Origin of the sequence: Candidatus Sphingomonas phytovorans (genome assembly GCA_029202385.1) — a bacterium.
GTDB lineage: Bacteria > Pseudomonadota > Alphaproteobacteria > Sphingomonadales > Sphingomonadaceae > Sphingomonas > Sphingomonas phytovorans.
The window spans coordinates 3,421,318-3,438,300 of sequence record CP119314.1; the positions used below are offsets into that span (position 1 = coordinate 3,421,318).

The 16,983-nt window shown below is 66.6% G+C and carries 14 protein-coding genes; 9 read left to right on the forward strand and 5 right to left on the reverse strand.

The window, feature by feature from the left end; translation table 11 throughout:
• Positions 1–61 precede the first annotated feature (61 nt).
• Positions 62–568, forward strand: a complete 507-nt coding sequence (locus tag P0Y59_15720; protein ID WEJ98387.1) for a hypothetical protein — start codon at positions 62–64, stop codon at positions 566–568.
• Between the two features lie 35 nt (positions 569–603).
• Here P0Y59_15720 and P0Y59_15725 read toward each other — a convergent pair whose 3' ends face one another.
• Positions 604–834: a hypothetical protein gene (locus P0Y59_15725; protein ID WEJ98388.1), complete on the reverse strand. Its 231-nt coding sequence runs from the start codon at positions 832–834 to the stop codon at positions 604–606.
• 113 nt (positions 835–947) lie between these two features.
• Here P0Y59_15725 and P0Y59_15730 point away from each other — a divergent pair, with 113 nt between their 5' ends.
• Positions 948–1,241 carry a hypothetical protein gene (locus P0Y59_15730; GenBank protein WEJ98389.1) on the forward strand — a complete coding sequence of 98 codons (294 nt, stop codon included), beginning with the start codon at positions 948–950 and terminating at the stop codon, positions 1,239–1,241.
• Here P0Y59_15730 and lgt read toward each other — a convergent pair whose 3' ends face one another.
• The 3 genes from lgt to P0Y59_15745 form a co-directional block, all read right to left on the reverse strand.
• Positions 1,242–2,072, reverse strand: a complete 831-nt coding sequence (lgt, locus tag P0Y59_15735) for a prolipoprotein diacylglyceryl transferase (GenBank protein WEJ98390.1) — start codon at positions 2,070–2,072, stop codon at positions 1,242–1,244.
• A gap of 110 nt (positions 2,073–2,182) precedes the next feature.
• A complete protein-coding gene (locus P0Y59_15740) occupies positions 2,183–3,163 on the reverse strand; it encodes a hypothetical protein (GenBank protein WEJ98391.1) in 981 nt (326 codons plus the stop codon).
• A gap of 140 nt (positions 3,164–3,303) precedes the next feature.
• Positions 3,304–5,547 (reverse strand): TonB-dependent hemoglobin/transferrin/lactoferrin family receptor, encoded by a 2,244-nt coding sequence (locus P0Y59_15745; GenBank protein ID WEJ98392.1) that lies wholly within the window; start codon positions 5,545–5,547, stop codon positions 3,304–3,306.
• Between the two features lie 166 nt (positions 5,548–5,713).
• On the opposite strand from P0Y59_15745, the gene P0Y59_15750 reads away from it, so the two are divergent.
• From P0Y59_15750 to P0Y59_15780, 7 genes are all read left to right on the forward strand, one after another.
• Positions 5,714–6,328: a TetR/AcrR family transcriptional regulator gene (locus P0Y59_15750; protein WEJ98393.1), complete on the forward strand. Its 615-nt coding sequence runs from the start codon at positions 5,714–5,716 to the stop codon at positions 6,326–6,328.
• Between the two features lie 314 nt (positions 6,329–6,642).
• A complete protein-coding gene (locus P0Y59_15755) occupies positions 6,643–7,059 on the forward strand; it encodes a hypothetical protein (GenBank protein ID WEJ98394.1) in 417 nt (138 codons plus the stop codon).
• 59 nt (positions 7,060–7,118) lie between these two features.
• Entirely contained in the window at positions 7,119–8,324 is a 1,206-nt protein-coding gene (locus P0Y59_15760) for an efflux RND transporter periplasmic adaptor subunit (GenBank protein ID WEK02597.1), read from the forward strand.
• Between the two features lie 235 nt (positions 8,325–8,559).
• Positions 8,560–11,733, forward strand: coding sequence for a multidrug efflux RND transporter permease subunit (locus P0Y59_15765; protein WEJ98395.1), 3,174 nt, complete (start codon positions 8,560–8,562; stop codon positions 11,731–11,733).
• 12 nt (positions 11,734–11,745) lie between these two features.
• Positions 11,746–13,164 (forward strand): TolC family protein, encoded by a 1,419-nt coding sequence (locus P0Y59_15770; GenBank protein WEJ98396.1) that lies wholly within the window; start codon positions 11,746–11,748, stop codon positions 13,162–13,164.
• Positions 13,165–13,282: 118 nt separating this feature from the next.
• Positions 13,283–14,494 (forward strand): DUF2252 family protein, encoded by a 1,212-nt coding sequence (locus P0Y59_15775; GenBank protein WEJ98397.1) that lies wholly within the window; start codon positions 13,283–13,285, stop codon positions 14,492–14,494.
• A 62-nt stretch (positions 14,495–14,556) separates the two neighbouring features.
• The gene (locus P0Y59_15780; protein ID WEJ98398.1) at positions 14,557–15,213 is read left to right on the forward strand and encodes a peptidylprolyl isomerase; all 657 of its coding nucleotides are present in this window, start codon (positions 14,557–14,559) and stop codon (positions 15,211–15,213) included.
• A 461-nt stretch (positions 15,214–15,674) separates the two neighbouring features.
• Here P0Y59_15780 and P0Y59_15785 read toward each other — a convergent pair whose 3' ends face one another.
• Complete coding sequence (locus tag P0Y59_15785; protein WEJ98399.1) at positions 15,675–16,934, reverse strand: DUF763 domain-containing protein; 1,260 nt, start codon at positions 16,932–16,934, stop codon at positions 15,675–15,677.
• Positions 16,935–16,983 lie beyond the last annotated feature (49 nt).

Below are 16,983 nucleotides of genomic sequence, written 5' to 3' on the forward strand. Positions count from 1 at the left end.
GAGCACAGACTCACATTCTAGCCGGGCATCGAATGCGGCGGCGGAAAGGGATATGGGTCCGGTGATTAGTGGTTTGATCGGGGCGGTCCTCGCAGCCGCCCTCTGCCTGATCGCCGAGCGCGGGCAGAAACGGGCACGGGCCAATGCCGAGGGATGGAAAACGCTTCGGCCGGGGTGGCTGATCAACGCCACCGTTACGGGCATGGCGGCGATGGCGGCGTTCTGCGGCTATCTTCGCTTTTTCGTTGGCTCTTCGCGTCCGGATGCCGACACGCAGATGACCTACGCCCTGATTCTGGTCATCGCATTTGGGCTGGCCGCCCTTTTTGGCATGTGGACCAACTATGGACGCACCATCATGTGGAAGGGCGACCAGCTCCGCCTCCGCACGATCTTTGGCCACGATGCGGTGCGCCGGATTTCCGAGGTTCGCTCGGTCACCAAGAGCGAGATGCGCGGTGAGTATCGACTAATGTTCCACGATGGCTCGACACTCTGGCTGTCAGCCTATCTGCACGGCGCCAATGAGCTTGTAGCGAAACTGCCGCGTCGCGCCGGCAACGACTGAGGAATTGACCCAGCCGCACCCAACAACAGCGATGCTCAACCAAGAAACGCATCGACCTCCTCGATCGCGCAGTCGCGCACCGGGTTCACCTCGTGCAGGATCTCGTGGGCAGTGCTGCGGCCGAAGCCATCGGGCAGCCTGTGGACCAGCGCGGCGGGCGCGCGAGAATCGGTCAGCCGATCATTGTCGGAATGCTCGTGGCGAATGCCATCGATCACGGTAAGGGCGCGCGCCGCTGCATCGCTCGGACCACCGTCATGGATCATAGCGAGCAATTGCCGACAGAGCGTGAGCGAAGGGATCGGACCGACTTCATAGCCACCTTTCCAGTTGGGTGATACGATCGAACAATAGCGCGCGCTGGGATAAGGAAATCAAGGTGACGTACAAGCCAACGGCTGGAGACATCGCATTTCGCGATGCAGCAAAACGCGCTGGTGGACTCAATCCTTTTGAGAAGACGGAAATGCTCCGTAACGTCAGCGACACCTATCTCGTCGTTTTGGCGTCCGACAACGCGACCACTTCGAAAGTGCTGTTCGACGCAGAATTGGCACGCCGGGGCTCGCTAATCGCACGACGGGCCAATACGATTTCAATTATGGCATTAGGCGTATCCGTCGCCTCGCTGGTTGCTGCCGTTGTTGCGATCGCGATGTCCACGTCCTCATAGCTACGTCGCGACGTCAGCGATCATCAACGGCCGTCGACGGAACGAAACCAGGGTAGAATAAAGGCCCACCATGATGATCGGCACGCTCAGCGTCTGCCCCATGGTCAGGCCCCAGGACAGGTGTTCAAGCCCCCGGTCCGGCTGGCGCACCAGTTCGAGCAAAAAGCGCGCGCTCCCATAGATCAGGAGGCCAACGCCAAGCAGCCTGCCCGGCCGATAGCGGGCGTCAGTCCGCCAGAACAGGAAGCCGAGAACCGCCATCATCAGTAGGCCCTCGAGCCCGGCCTCGTAGAGTTGGCTCGGATGGCGCGGGAGATCATCCCCGGCACCAGGAAACACCATGCCCCAGGACAAACTGGTCGGGCGCCCCCACAACTCCCCGTTCACGAAATTCGCGAGCCGGACGAGCACGAGGCCAAAGGGTGTCGCGCAGCCAATATAGTCGCACAGGCGCAGCAGGTTCACCTCATGGCGCCGGGCGAACAGCGACAGCGCGAGGACGAGGCCGATCAGGCCGCCGTGGAAGGACATGCCGCCTTCCCACAGCTTCAGCACATCGACCGGATGAGTCCAGATGCCGGGCTGATAGAACAGGGTGTAGCCAAGCCGGCCTCCCGCCACGACACCCACGACGACATAGGAGACGAGGTCGTCGACCTGATCCTGTCGCATCGGCGCGCCGGGCTGCCGCGTGAGCAGGCGCAGATACCACCAGCCCAGCAGCAGCATGACGAGATAGCTGATGCCGTACCAATGGACCGGCAACGGGCCGAGGTGGAACGCCACCGGCGACAGACCGAAATCAGTCCAGTGGAGGGTCGTCGTCGCCATGGGGTCCCCGCTTAGCTCGCGAGGCCCCTATCCGATCGAACACCGCCTTGCGAGATACAAGGCGACAGGCGTGGGAGCACCAACCAAAAAAGCAGGCGCTCCCGCCAGCCTCAGCGCTTCGTCACCTCGGCGATCACCGCCTTGCCCTTCTCGATTGCCGCCGCGGTCGTCAGCTTCTTCGCCTGCACGTCTTCGGCAAAGCCCATCAGCCGTTCGCCCGAAGCTGAGCCGGTCTCCGCCACCTCGGCGACGGACACGCCCTTGTCCCTGGCGATCGCCGAGTCCCAGGCAGTCCGGATGGCGGCCCAATAGTCCTTCGTCGCGGCCCAATAGTCGTCGCCCGCCTTCACGTCGTACGCATCGTCCTTCGCATAGGTGTTGAGCACCGATTCCTGGACGAAGGGCACGACCTTGCCGTCGACCGGGCCCATCTTGATATTGTCCTGCCAGTGGATCCAGCCGGCCGGCGACGGCGAATGGCGGTTGATCCCGAGATAGCGGTCGTAGCGCGGGTGGCGGATCGCGTCGCGGCGGGCGAGCGGGCGCCAGGTCCAGTTGCTGCGCCAGCGCCGCACACCGCCTTCCTCGGTCCATTCGCCCCAGCCGCCATAGCGCGGGGAATCGTCGGTCTGCCACACGGTCTGCGACCAGCGGCCCTTGCGCATCCGCTCAGGCACCGCCTCCTCGTTCCACCGGCCCTGGCCGGCATAGACCAGGACCGAGGCGGGCTCGAAGCTCCAGTCCTGCCGCCAATGCTTGATCACCATGGTCTTGCCCTCGCTGGTCACGACCAGCAGGTGCTGCAGGACGATATGGCGGCCGCTGTCCTCGATCACCCGGACGCTTTCATGCCCGCCGGAAATCTTGGCCGGGATCGGCGTGTAGTCGGCGCGCCACGGTGTGGTCTCGCGCATGTCGAAGGTGACCTTGTAGTTGCCGGCCATGGCCAGGATCGATGCGCGATCGGCATCGAAGGCGGCCTTTTCGTCGGCGGCGCTGCGCGTCGCGACTGGCCCGTCGGCAAGCGCCGGAGCAGCGAGCGGCAGGGTGATGAGGGCGGCGGCAAGCGCTAGGCGGAATGCGGTCTTCATGAGCGTCGGCTCCTTTCGGATATCGAAAAAATCGGGGAGAGGGACAGTCCCGGAGGGGCAAGACCGGTGGGTGCGACTGCCCCTCTCCCCAGCCCCCTCCCGGAGACGGTGGGAGAGGGAAGCGGGGAGAGGAAAGCTGGTTAGAAGCGGGCCGTCAGCGATACGCTCGCATTGCGGCCGGGCTGGGTATAGGCGTCGCTCGTAGCGATATTGGCAGGTGTCTGCGTTAACCCGCGGACATCGCTCCACCAGGTATATTTCTGGTCGAAGATGTTGAAGATGCCAGCCCGCAGGGTGAGCATGTCGGCGATTCTGACATAAGCGGTGGCATCCAGAATGGTGAAGCCGCCCGGGCGATAGGCGTTGGACGCGGCCGCCGATTTCGGCTTCTGGGCCGAATGCGTCACGACAAGCTGGCCGCCGAAACGCCTGTCGGGCGCGTCATAACCGATGCCGCCGACCAGCTTGACCGGATCGATCGTCGACAAAGGCGACTTCACGCCGCCGGCGCCAGTCACCGTTCCCGTCGAATAGCTCACCGCGAACCGGCCGGTCACACCCTTCACGGGGGTCACGTCGATCTTGCCTTCCACGCCGCTGATGCGGACTCGGGCAAGGTTGATGAACTGGAAGATGATCGGATCGGCCGGCGTGCCGGCGTGATTGCCGATCGATTCCTGGCTGATGAAGTTGCGGTAGCTGCCGGTGAAGCCAGTCACGCCAGCGCTCACAACCGGCGTCACGATCCGCGCGCCGCCTTCGAAACTCTCGCTGGTTTCGGGACGGAGATCGGGATTGGGGATCGAGCGATAGGCGAATTGTGGCGAGGTCGGATTGTCGAAGAACTGATTCACCTGAGTCGGCGACGGCGCCTTGAAGCCCTGCGCATAATTGGCGAACAGGCGGATATCGCCGATTTTCACCAGCGCACCGAGCTTGGGCGAGACGCGCGATCCGCTCTGCTTCCCGGGGTGTGCGGCGGCGGCCGGGATGAGCCCATCACGCTTCGGCGTCAGCGCGTAATGATCGAAGCGCAGCGCCGGGAACAATGTCAGCACGCCGTCAGCGATGCCGATCTCGTCGGAGAGATAACCGCCGACCAGCGTATAGTCAGTGATCGGGAAAGCGCGGGTCGGGAAGACGTCCGGCGGGGTCGGCACCGTGCCATCACGCAGGCCCTGCTGCCGGGTGAAGCTTGCATCGCCGCCATAGACCAGCTTGTGGGTCAGCGCGCCGGTCGCGAAATCGCTCCGCAGTTCGGCACTCGCGCCGAAGACCCGGTTCGCGAAGGTGTTGAGACGGGTGCGGTCCGCCGCAGTGTTGCGGTCCTCGGCGGTGAACTGGCGGTTCTCCCCGTCCTGATACCAGCCGGTGAGCTGCGCCGACGTGATCGCACCCGTACCAGTGTAGCGCCAGTCGAGCGCAACCCGGTCGCGCCGGGTACGGTCGCGTGCCGTCAGGCCGATCACACTCGTCGCCGCGCTCGGGGTGACCGCGATGCCACTTAGCACATTGGTGCGGACATGGGCGTCGAGATGGTCATAGGTCAGACGGACGCGGTTATGGTCATCGGGCGACCAGACGATCTTGGCCAGCACCGCGTTGGAGAAAGCATCCTGCGGGTTCGGCGCGGTACGGTTCGCGTTGAGCGATTCGTTCGTGCCCTTGTTGTCCAGCTCATGCCCGTCGCGTCGGGTATAGGCGACCATGCCTGACCAGGCGCCCGAGGCGCCTGCGACGATGCCGGTTTCGGAGAACTGGTTGTCGGCCGAATCATAAGCGGCGCGCGCGATGCCGCCGATCGACTTGCCGCCGCTCAGGAAATCCTGCGGGTCGCTGGTCACGAAGCTGACCGCACCGGCGAGGCCGTCGCTGCCATAGAGCGCCGAGGCCGGGCCGCGCAGGATCTCGACCGACTTGATCACGCCTAGATCGACATAATCGCCGCGCCCGGCTGACTGCGCCCCGAATTCGAAGCCGTCAGGTACGCGCACGCCATCGACCTGGATCAGCACGCGATTGCCCTCGAGCCCGCGGATATTGAAGCCGGCATTGCCGTCGCGCCCGGTGACGCCCTGCGCCGCGCCGAAGCGACTCGGGGCACGGCGGACGCTGACGCCCGGCTCGAAGCGGACCAGATCCTTGATGTCGGAGGCCATCTGGTCGGCGATCGTCTCCGCGTCGATCACGGTGACGGTGGCCGGCACATTGGCGACCGGTTGCGGGATACGCGTCGCGGTGACGGTGACGAGATCCCTGTCCTCGTCGGCGGGGTGAGCTTCGTCCGCGGCAAAGGCCGCACCGGCGCTCAACGCCCAGGCGATCGCCAGCACGGCGGCCCCGGACCTGATGGCCGCGCGCGGCGTGATGAACTGCTCGATCATCGGTAACCCCTAAGCTTGATGCTAATGCGAGTGATTCGCGTTTGCACCTGCTAGGCAGGATAGGACTGGCTGTCAAATCGGTCGGTGCCGGATGCGGGCCGGATCCTGGCCGGATCCTGGGGTGCCCACTGGACGTTTACGGAAAGCACGCTATATACCGATCGGTATGGAACAGATTCTTGCCCCGGCACCCATCAAGGGACGGCCCCGGGAGTTCTGCGTTGAGGAAGCGCTGGCATCCGCTCTCCGGGTATTCTGGACGCGCGGCTATGAAGGTGCGTCAATGGCCGAACTGACCACTGAGATGGGCATCACCAAGCCGAGTCTCTATGCGGCGTTCGGCAACAAGGAAGCGCTGTTCCACAAGGCGCTCGATCTCTACGAACGCGAGAAGCTCGCTTATATGCGCAGCGCGCTCGACGCGTCGACCGCCCGGGGCGTGGCTGAGCGGCTGTTGCGCGGCGCGCTCGAGCTGCAGATGAATACCGGCGATCCGTGCGGTTGCCTGGGCGTGATCAGCGTGAGCGCCTGCGGCGTCGAGGCCGAATCGATCAAGGCCGAAGTGGTCAAGCGCCGCGCCTCGTCCGAGGCGGCGCTGATCGCGCGCTTCGAACGGGCCAAGGCCGAGGGCGATCTGCCCGATACGATCGAGCCGGTCGCGCTGGTACGCTATCTCTTCGCATTGTTGCAGGGACTCTCGGTCCAGGCCGGATCCGGCGCGACCTGCCAGGAGCTCGGCCAGCTGGTCGAAACCAGCCTGTCGATTTGGCCCACTCGCTGATTGAAATTAAATATACCTCGCGGTACAGAAGCCGCTTGACGCGCCGCAGCATAGCGTTATATACCGATTGGTATTGAATGCGAGCCCTTCGCCGGTCTCGCCAGCGGCGGAGGGAAACGCCCATGATCAAGACGAACTGCTGAACCAGCCGCGACCGGCCTGAGGTCGATCGCGCTCCACCATTTCCGGACGGCCAGGCGGGCAGCTTCAAGCTGCTCCGTGCCGACCAGTCACGCCCGGTGCGTATCTGCGCGCGAAGACATCCGTCTTCGCGATCGGCGCCCTGTGGCCAATCAACTTCAAGGGGAATAGCCATGGCCTATCTCGATATCGACAACATGTTCGCCGCCCCCGTCCGCAACCGCGCCATGGCGTCAGCCGCCGCGACGGAGAGCGGGGAAACCGGCTTCTCGGCGCTCGAATGGAGCGTCATCGCGGTGTCGCGCCGCGACAGCCTGTCCAGCCTCGAGGAGCCCGGCCGGGTGTCGCGCGCGCTGGGAAGCCTGTTCGGCTTCGGCGCCAAATCGCGGCTTGCCGATAGCAGGCTTGAGGCGCTGCGCCGGCTCGCGGTCCATGCGTGGCGCCGCGGCTATGCCGTCGCCCAGGCCGAGATCGACCGATTCCTCGACGCCGGCTTCACCCTTTCCCAGGCCGAAACCCTGGTGGCGAGCGTCACCGGCGACCGTGTCGGCCTTGTCCAGATCTACGCCAATCCAAGGATCGCCGCATGAACATGATCACCCCCATCGAAAGCACGACCGCGCGACCGCTCGTCGACGGTTTCAACCGCATGTCGCGAACGCGGCGCGCGGCGATCGTGCTTATCCCTCTGGCGCTCGTCGCCGCGGCCGGCACCAAGCTGGCCGAACAGTCCCCGGCCGTTGCCGCCGCTCCTCCCCCGGCGTCGGTAACGGTCGCGGCACCGCTGGTGCGCGAGGTCAGCGAATGGGACGACTATGTCGGCCGTTTCGCCCCGAGCCGCACGGTCGAGATCCGTCCGCGCGTGGCGGGCGAGGTGACCGGCATCCACTTCCGCGACGGTGAGATCGTCCAGAAGGGCCAGCTGCTCTTCACCATCGATCCGCGCCCGTTCGCCGCGGCACTGGCCGAGGCCCGCGCCAATGCGGCGAGCGCCCGCAGCGCGCTGGCGCTCGCCCAGGCCGATCTCGGCCGCGCGACCCGCCTCATCGCCGACGAGGCGGTTTCGGCCGGCGAGGTGGATTCGCTCCGCGCCAAATTGCAGGCGGCGCAGGCAGCGCTCGCCGCAGCCGATGCCCGGGTGCGCGTCCGCGCGCTCGACGTCGAGTTCACCCAGGTCCGCGCACCGATCGCCGGTCGCATCTCCGACCGCAAGGTCGATGCCGGCAACCAGGTGGCGGGCGGCGAAGGCACCAACGGCACGGTGCTGACCACGATCAACGCGCTCGACCCGATCTACTTCACCTTCGACGGATCGGAAGCACTCTACCTGAAGACTCAGCGCGCCCGCCAGCCGGGCGCGGCGCCGGCGGCGGTCGAGATCCAGCTTCAGGACGAGACCGAGCATCGCTGGAAGGGGCGCCTCGATTTCACCGACAACGGTCTCGATCAGCGGTCTGGCACGATCCGTGGCCGCGCCGTCCTGTCCAACGCCAATTATTTCCTGACGCCTGGAATGTTCGGCAACATGCGGCTCGCCAGCGGCGGCAAGGCTCCCGCCGTGCTGGTGCCCGACACCGCGATCCAGACCGACCAGGCCCGCAAGATCGTGCTGACGGTCGACGCCCAGAACCAGGTTTCCGCCAAGCCGGTGGAACTTGGGCCCGTCGTCGATGGCCTGCGTGTCGTGCGGTCGGGCCTGACGGTGAAGGACCGCGTGATCATCGCCGGCAACCAGATGGCGATGCCCGGCGCCAAGGTCGCGCCCAAGCCCGGCCACATCGGCGCTGGTGCGGCTGCGCCGGCCGGACCGGCGGTATCGCTGCCGATCGCGGGCGAGGCCACCATCGCGAACTGAACTCTCGCTCTTCTCACGCCAGGAGATTTTTGCAGAACGGAAGCGCCCAATATTCGCACCGTCACCCCGGACTTGTTCCGGGGTCCACTGGTCCGGGACATCAGCGCTGATTGCTCTCGCGGGACAGTGGATGCCGGAACAAGTCCGGCATGACGGATCGGGAAAGCGTTCGTTCTTCAAAACTCTCCCGCCCGTGTGACGGGTCACGCAACCCTCTTTCTCGAGGACGAAATCCATGCGCTTCTCGCGCTTCTTCATCACGCGGCCGATCTTCGCCGCGGTGATCGCTGTCGTCATCACCCTTGTCGGTGCGATCGCCTATATGTCCCTGCCGGTGTCGCAATATCCCGACATCGTGCCGCCGACCGTGACCGTGACCGCCAATTACCCGGGCGCCTCGGCCGAGACGGTCGCCGAAACCGTCGCCGCGCCGATCGAGCAGGAAATCAACGGCGTCGATAACATGCTGTACCAGTCGTCGCAATCGACCGGTGACGGCAAGGTCGTCATCACCGTCACCTTCAAGCAGGGCACCGATCTCGATGCCGCGCAGGTGCTGGTACAGAACCGTGTCGCCATCGCGGTGCCGCGCCTGCCCGAGGATGTGCAGCGGCTCGGCGTGGTGACGCGCAAGACCTCGCCCGACTTCCTGATGGTCGTGAACCTGGTCTCGCCCGACAACTCGCTCGATCGCGGCTATATCTCCAACTATGCGCTTACCCAGGTGCGCGACCGCCTGAGCCGTATCGACGGCGTCGGCGACGTGCAGCTCTTCGGATCACGCGACTATTCGATGCGTGTCTGGATCGATCCCGGCCGCGCCGCCGCGCTCGACCTGACCGCAGGCGAGATCGTCGCGGCACTTCGCGCGCAGAACGTCCAGGTCGCCGCCGGCACGCTCGGCCAGCCGCCCTATGCCAGCGGCAACGCCTTCCAGCTCAACGTCGAGACCCAGGGCCGCCTGACCGATCCCAAGCAGTTCGCCGATGTGGTGATCCGCACCGATGCCAATGGCCGCCAGGTCAAGGTGTCCGACGTCGCCCGTGTCGAGCTCGGCGCGCAGGATTATGGCAGCAACACCTATCTCAGCGGCAAGCCCACCGTGATCGTCGCGGTGTTCCAGCGCCCCGGTTCCAACGCGCTCGCCGCGGCCGAAGGCGTCTCCGCCGAGATGAAGTCGATGTCGGCGCGCTTCCCCAAGGGCCTCGAGTACAAGGTCATCTACAACCCGACCGAGTTCATCGCCCAGTCGATCGACGCGGTGAAGGATACGCTGTTCGAGGCGATCATCCTGGTCGTGCTCGTCATCCTGGTGTTCCTCCAGAAATGGCGCGCGGCGATCATCCCGGTGGTCGCGATCCCGGTCTCGCTGATCGGCACCTTCGCGGTGCTCGCCGCCTTCGGCTATTCGCTCAACAACCTGTCGCTGTTCGGGCTGGTGCTGGCGATCGGCGTGGTCGTCGACGATGCCATCGTCGTGGTGGAGAATGTGGAGCGCAACCTCGAACGCGGGCTGACCCCGCTTGAGGCCGCGCGCACCTCGATGGACGAGGTGTCGGGCGCGCTGGTCGCGATCGTCCTCGTGCTCTGCGCGGTGTTCGTGCCGACGGTGTTCCTCACCGGCCTGTCGGGCGCTTTCTACCGCCAGTTCGCGGTGACCATCTCGACCGCGACGATCATCTCGCTCGTCCTGTCGCTGACGCTGTCGCCGGCGCTCGCCGCGCTGCTGCTCCGCCATAAGGAGACGGGCACGGGCAATCGTTTCCAGCAGATCGTCAACCGCGCGGGCGACGCGTTCAACCGGGGGTTCGAACGGATGAGCCTCGGCTATGCCGCGCTCACCCGCCGTCTGGTCAACGCGCCGAAGAAGATGATGTTCGCCTATGCCGGCCTGATCGCGCTGACCGGCGGGGTATTCTGGATCACGCCGACCGGCTTCGTGCCGGCGCAGGACCAGGGATATTTCCTGACCGTGATCCAGCTTCCGCCCGGCTCCTCGATCGAGCGGACCGACGCGGTGATGCGCAAGGTCGCCGCGAAGATCCTGCCGCTGAAGGGCATCAAGGGTTCAGTGATGCTGGCGGGTTTCGACGGCCCGTCGCAGACGCTCGCCCCGAATTCCGCCGCCGCCTATTTTCCGCTGAAGAGCTTCGAGGAGCGCAAGGCGCTTGGCGTCACCTTCCAGGGGATCATGGACGAGGCACGCAAGGCGACCGCCGATGTCGACGAGGCACGGCTGATGATCGTGCCGCCGCCACTGATCCAGGGCATCGGCTCGGCCGGCGGCTATCGCATGATGGTGCAGGATACCGAAGGACGCGGCTATGCCGATCTCGGCAAGGCATCCTATGACCTGATCGGCAAGGCCAACCAGACCAGCGGGCTCGCGCAGATCTACACCTTCTTCGACACCGCGACGCCGCGCATCTTCGCCGATGTCGACCGGCCCAAGGCGAACATGCTCGGCGTGCCGCCGGAGCGGGTGTTCGAGGCGCTGCAGGTGTATCTCGGCTCGGCGTTCGTGAACGACTTCAACCTGCTGGGGCGCACCTATCGCGTCACGGCCCAGGCCGATGCGCCGTTCCGCAACACCACCGCCGATATCGCCAATTTGAAGACCCGGTCCAACTCGGGCCAGATGGTGCCGATCGGGTCGGTCGCGACCTTCCAGGACAAGACCGGTCCATACCGCGTCGTCCGCTACAACCTCTTCCCCGCGGTCGAGGTGGATGGCGATACGGCACCGGGTTTCTCCTCGGGCCAGTCGCTGGTGACGATGGAGAAGCTTGCCGATGCAAGCCTGCCAGCCGGCTATTCGCACGAGTGGACGGGGATCGCGTACCAGCAAAAGGCAGCGGGCAGCACGGCCGGCCTCGTCTTCCTAATGGCGGTGGTGTTCGTCTTCCTGGTGCTGGCGGCGCAGTATGAAAGCGTCACCCTGCCACTGGCCATCGTGCTGATCGTGCCGATGTGTCTGCTGGCGGCGATGACCGGCGTGAACCTGCGGGGCATGGATAACAATGTCCTGACCCAGATCGGGCTGGTCGTGCTGATCGCACTTGCCGCGAAGAACGCGATCCTCGTGGTCGAGTTCGCCAAGCAGGCCGAGGAACAGGATGGTCTCTCGCCGGTCGAGGCGGCGGTGCGCGCGGCGCAGACTCGCCTCCGTCCGATCCTGATGACCAGCTTCGCCTTCATCCTCGGCACGGTGCCGCTGGTGCTGGCGAGCGGGGCAGGCGCCGAGCTTCGCCAGGCGCTGGGCACCGCGGTGTTCTTCGGGATGATCGGCGTCACCGCCTTCGGCCTGCTCTTCACGCCGACCTTCTACGTCGTCTGCCGGGCGCTCGCGGCGCGGTTCTCCCGCCGCCGCGAGCACGACCTGCCGGCGACCCTTCAGCCCGCCGAATAAGGAGCGGCCGTCATGAAACAGCTACTGCTCGCCTCCCTCTCCGCCCTGGCCCTGTCCGCCTGCGCCGCCGGCCCGAACTTCGTCGCGCCGGTGGCCCCGCCCAAGGCGGCGGGCCAGTTCGTCGGCAGCGCGAGCCCCACCGTGTCGACCGCGCAGGCGGACGATCACTGGTGGCAGCTCTACCGCGACCCGACGCTCGACCAGCTCGTCGCCGATGCGCTGGCCGCTAATACCGATATCCGCGTCGCCGTCGCGCGGCTCGACCGGGCACGCGCCTCGTTGCGCGGCGTGCGGTCCGATCGCCTGCCCCAGACGTCGATCGGCGCAACCGGCGGTTATGGCCGCACCCCCGACAGCCAGCGCCTGCCCGGCACGGCATCCGAGGGCGAATCCTACGATATCGGCCTCAGCGTCTCCTATGAGGTCGATCTCGCCGGGCGCGTCCGGCGCAATATCGAAGCGGCCCGCGGCGATGTCCGCGCGGCCGATGCCGACGCGGATGCGGTACGCGTCGCGGTGGTTGCCGCGACGACGGGCGCCTATGTCGACGCAGCCTCTTCCGCCGAGCGGCTTGGCGTGGCGAAACGGATCGTCGAGCTGCTCGACAAGTCGGCGACGCTGACCGGCAAGCGAGTCGATGCCGGCCGCGCGGCCAAGCTCGACCTGGTCCGGATCACCACCCTGCGCGACCAGCGCGCGGCGCTCGTCCCGGCGATCGAGGCGCAGCGCCAGGCGGCCCTGTTCCGCTTGGCGACGCTGACCGGCCGCACGCCGCAGGAGCTGCCCGAGATCGCCGCCGCGCGGACCGACACGCCGCGTCTCGACCAGCCGATCCCGGTCGGCGACGGCCAGGCCCTGCTCGCAAGGCGGCCCGATGTGCGCGCGGCCGAGCAACGGCTCGCCGCCGCGACTGCCCGGATCGGCGTCGCCACCGCCGAGCTATACCCGCGCATCTCGCTCGGCGGATCGGTCGGATCGAGCAGCATGAGCATCGGCGATCTGTTCACCGGCGGCGCATTGCGCTTCCTGGTGGGACCGCTGATCAGCTGGTCCTTCCCCAACCAGGAAGCGGCGCGCGCGCGCATCGCCGCGAGCGAGGCCGACACCCGCGGCGCGCTGGCGACGTTCGACGGGACGGTGCTCCAGGCGCTCGAGGAAACCGAAACCGCGCTCGCTGCCTATCAGGGCGAGCTCAAGCGCCGCGCGGCCTTGCAGGCAGCGCGCGACGGGGCGGAGGCGGCCGCCCGCATCACCCGCGCCCGCCAGCGCGAAGGGCAGATCGACTTCCTCGAAGTGCTGGATGCCGAGCGGACCTTCGCCGATACCGATGCTGACCTCGCCGCATCGAACGCTCGGATCGCCAGCGCCCAGGTCAACCTGTTCCGCTCGCTCGGCGGCGGGTGGCAGCGGCCGGTGATCGCCGCGCGGTAAACGCCTCGCGGGCGGCCTGCGACAGCGCAGGCCGCCCGTCCGGCACGACCTTTCGACCAAAGGCTCGTTTCCGCCGACCGTGCGTTTGGCCTGCTCAACGACTTCCCCAAGGAGGCGCATGAAGCAGCTTTCGCCAAGCGACCGGTCAGCCGTGCTCGAATCCGCCCGCGCAATGAAGATGGCGCGGTCAGCCCATGCCTTCGTGCGTGGCAACACCGCGAAATTCTACGACTGGCTTGCCGCCTCCCCTTCGGCGAGGCGATTGCCGTCCGGCCCGGCGATCTGGATTTGCGGCGATTGCCATCTCGGCAATCTGGGACCGCTGGCGGACGGGCGCGGCGGGATCGAGATCCAGATTCGCGACCTCGACCAGACAGTGATCGGCAACCCGGCGCACGACCTGATCCGCCTTGCCCTGTCGCTTGCCACGGCAGCGCGCGGATCGGACCTGCCCGGCGTCGTCACCGCACGCATGATCGAGCAGATGGTCGAAGGCTATGGCGACGCGCTGAGCGATCCGGACGCCAGGGGCGATGAGGCCGGGCCCGGCCCCGAGCCCGACGCGGTGCGGGTGATCAACCACCGCGCGTTGGGCCGGCGCTGGCACCATCTCGCCCGCGAACGGATCGACGATCCCGAGCCGCAGATCCCGCTCGGCAAGAAATTCTGGGCGGTCTCGCCGGAGGAGCGCGCGGCGCTGACCGGGCTGATCGAGGATGCCGGCACCCAAAGGCTGATCCTCTCGCTCGGCCGGGAGGACAAGCACCGCGAGGTCAGGCTGGTCGACGCCGCCTGGTGGGTGAAAGGGTGCAGCTCGCTTGGCCTGATGCGCTACGCGGTCGTCGTTGCCATCCGCGGCGCGAAAGGACGCGAGGAATATGGCCTGATCGACGTGAAGGAAGCCACCGCCCCTGCCGCCCCCGCGGCCAGGCACGCGGCAATGCCGAAAGACCAGGCTGAGCGCGTCGTCACCGGCGCCAGGGCGCTGTCCCCCTATCTGGGCGACCGCATGATCGCGGCGACGTTGCTTGATCGCCCCGTCTTCCTGCGCGAGCTTGCCCCGCAGGACCTGAAGCTCGAGGTCGAGCAGTTCACCCGCGGCGAGGCGGCGCGCGCCGCCCGCTATCTCGCTTATGTCGTCGGCAAGGCCCATGCGCGGCAGATGGATCCGGCGACACGTGCCGCGTGGCAGAAGACGCTTGCGGCCCGGCGGGACGATGCGCTCGATGCTCCCTCATGGCTATGGGAGAGCGTCGTCGACCTGTCGGGCAGCCATGAAGTGGGCTATCTCGAACATTGCCGGCAATATGCGCTTGCCAAGGCAGCCTGAGCGTCTTGCACACGCGGCTGGCACGCCTTAGCGGACCCGCAATCCTCCGGTACGAGCTGACGATGCGCCCTATCCTTTTCGCTCTCGCCCTGGCGACGCTCGCTGCATCGTCGGCCGCCGCCCCGGGCCCGGCCAGCAAGCCCGCGCCGGGGATCGTGCGCGTACGGATCGTCACCTCGCTCGGCCCGATCGTGATCGCGCTCGACGCGAAGCGCGCGCCCAGGACCACCGCCAACTTCCTCGCCTATGTCGACGACAAGCGGCTGGACAATACCAGCTTCTACCGCTCGGCACGCAGCAAGGCCGATCCCGCCTATGGCTTCGTCCAGGGCGGGATCGGCACCGACGCGCGGCGCATGCTGCCGTCACCAGTCCCGCTTGAGCCGACCAGCCGGACCGGCATCCGCCATCTCGATACGGTGATCTCCATGGCGCATGGCCGCGACGAGAACGGGGCGACGGGCAATTTCGCGATCATGCTCGGCGCGCATCCCAGCATGGACGCGAAGCCCGGCTATACGGGCTATGCCGCGTTCGGCCATGTCGTCGAGGGCATGGATGTGGTGCGCAAGATCCTCGCCCGGCCGATCGGCGGCGGATCAGGCCCGATGAAGGGGCAGATGATCCTGACGCCGGTGCCGCTGATCAGGGCCGAGCGGATCGACGGGACGCCAAAGCCGACCGGCGGGGTTCAGCCATGGCTGATCGGGGTGAAGTGACGCCCGGCGGATAAGCGCCCCTGTTAGCGCGGATAAGAGGGCGCAGTTTTTTTCCGACGAATTAACAGGGGAAAAGTTGGATTTCCCTGGCAATTTTAAGACAGGCATTTCAACAGATTAGCCTGTCTTTTCCCTGTTATGGAACTAACAGCGGAAACTTCCCGCGTAACAGCGGGCTAAAATCAGGAAACAGGGACGGTCAACGCGTGAGCAATCGGCCATCGTGAGAAACAGCGGGAGCGGGTTTTCACGCGTCCGGGCGGCACATTGTATCAAGCCGGCGAGTGGTTGAATCGACCGTCATTGTCTTGGGGAAAACGGGGAGCGGCTGTTCCCTTCCGTCATGCCGGGGCTTGTTCCGGCGTCCACCGGCCCGCATCCTCACCGGCAGTTTGGTTTGCGCCGCGCTAGACCCCGGAACAAGTCCGGGGTGACGGGAAGCGTGTAGGGCGACGTCGCTGCTAAACGCTTCCGGCTGCTCGTTCGCCAGCAACCGGCGGTTCCCAGCCGAAGACGCTGCGGCCGCCATAATCGTGCGAATTGCGGAATTCCTCCGCCACGAAGTCGGGCAGGGTCGGGCCGGTCGCGCGGCGCTCCATCGCGCGGGACTGCGCATCGAGACGCCGGATCGCGGCGAGCTTCTCGTCATTGCCGAGCTTCGCCTTGCCGACCGCGTCCTTCATCACCGCGATGGTCCGGTCGAAGACCTTGATCGGCACCGGATAGGGGTGGCGATCCTTGCCGCCATGCGCGAGCGAGAAGCGCGCCGGATCGGCGAAGCGGCAGGGCGCGCCATGGATCACCTCGGCCACCATCGCCAGCGAGCGCACCGTGCGGGCGCCGACGCCGGGGACGAGCAGCAGTTCCGGGAAATCGGCCGGGCCATTCTCCGCCGCGGCGGCGAGCGTGCCGTGGAGGCGACGGATCATCACGTCGGCCGGGCGAACGTCGTGATGGCCCGGCAGCACCAGGTGCGGCAGCATCGGCTGGTCGTCCTGTGCCGCGGGCTTCGGCGACTCAAGCGCGGCGGCTTCGCGGGCGATCCGGTCAGGCCCGAGATCGCGGAGCAGATCGAGCTGCGCATCGCGCGAGGCGGCGGCCCGGCGATCGGTGAGGTTGACAATCTCACCCCCGCCCCTGCCCTCGATTGCCGCATGCGGCGCGTCGACGAAGCTGCCCAGCCCTTCCGACGACCAGTGATAGCGCCGCGCCTGCCGCGCCGCGCCGTTCATCCCCTGCTGCACCACCACCCATTGCCCGTCGTCAGCGACGATGAAGCCGTGGAGATAGAGGTCGAATCCATCCTGCACCGCCGCGCTGTCGACCTTGGCGACGAGCCGGCTGGTCAGTGCGAGGGCGGCCCCGTCGAGCCCGACCCGATCGCCGATCGCGACCAGCTCGTCCGGCGTGCGGCGCGATTGCTTGCCCCGGCCGCCGCAGACATGGAGGCCGAGCTCCCCGGACAGCGGCGCGAGGCCGCGCTTCAGTGCGCCGATCACGCTGGTGGTGATGCCGGAGGAATGCCAGTCCATTCCCATCACCGCCCCGAAGCTCTGGAACCAGAAGGGGTGAGCCAGCCGGCGCAACAGCTCGTCCCGCCCGTAATGATGGATGATCGCCTGCGACATGACCGCGCCGAGGCTCGCCATGCGCAAGCCCAGCCATGGCGGCACATGGCCGCCATGCAGGGGAAGATCGGCGCTGCCGGCGCGATTGGCCACAAAGGCTCCACTGGAACAAAAGTAGAACTTTCTAGCAGATCGCCGCCGC

Excerpts from the sequence above, each read along its gene's own strand:
- P0Y59_15725 (WEJ98388.1), bottom strand. The coding sequence starts at position 834 with ATGATCCATGACGGTGGTCCGAGCGATGCAGCGGCGCGCGCCCTTACC.
- lgt (WEJ98390.1), bottom strand. The coding sequence starts at position 2,072 with ATGGCGACGACGACCCTCCACTGGACTGATTTCGGTCTGTCGCCGGTG.
- P0Y59_15740 (WEJ98391.1), bottom strand. The coding sequence starts at position 3,163 with ATGAAGACCGCATTCCGCCTAGCGCTTGCCGCCGCCCTCATCACCCTG.
- P0Y59_15745 (WEJ98392.1), bottom strand. The coding sequence starts at position 5,547 with ATGATCGAGCAGTTCATCACGCCGCGCGCGGCCATCAGGTCCGGGGCC.
- P0Y59_15750 (WEJ98393.1), top strand. The coding sequence starts at position 5,714 with ATGGAACAGATTCTTGCCCCGGCACCCATCAAGGGACGGCCCCGGGAG.
- P0Y59_15755 (WEJ98394.1), top strand. The coding sequence starts at position 6,643 with ATGGCCTATCTCGATATCGACAACATGTTCGCCGCCCCCGTCCGCAAC.
- P0Y59_15760 (WEK02597.1), top strand. The coding sequence starts at position 7,119 with ATGTCGCGAACGCGGCGCGCGGCGATCGTGCTTATCCCTCTGGCGCTC.
- P0Y59_15765 (WEJ98395.1), top strand. The coding sequence starts at position 8,560 with ATGCGCTTCTCGCGCTTCTTCATCACGCGGCCGATCTTCGCCGCGGTG.
- P0Y59_15770 (WEJ98396.1), top strand. The coding sequence starts at position 11,746 with ATGAAACAGCTACTGCTCGCCTCCCTCTCCGCCCTGGCCCTGTCCGCC.
- P0Y59_15775 (WEJ98397.1), top strand. The coding sequence starts at position 13,283 with ATGAAGCAGCTTTCGCCAAGCGACCGGTCAGCCGTGCTCGAATCCGCC.
- P0Y59_15780 (WEJ98398.1), top strand. The coding sequence starts at position 14,557 with ATGCGCCCTATCCTTTTCGCTCTCGCCCTGGCGACGCTCGCTGCATCG.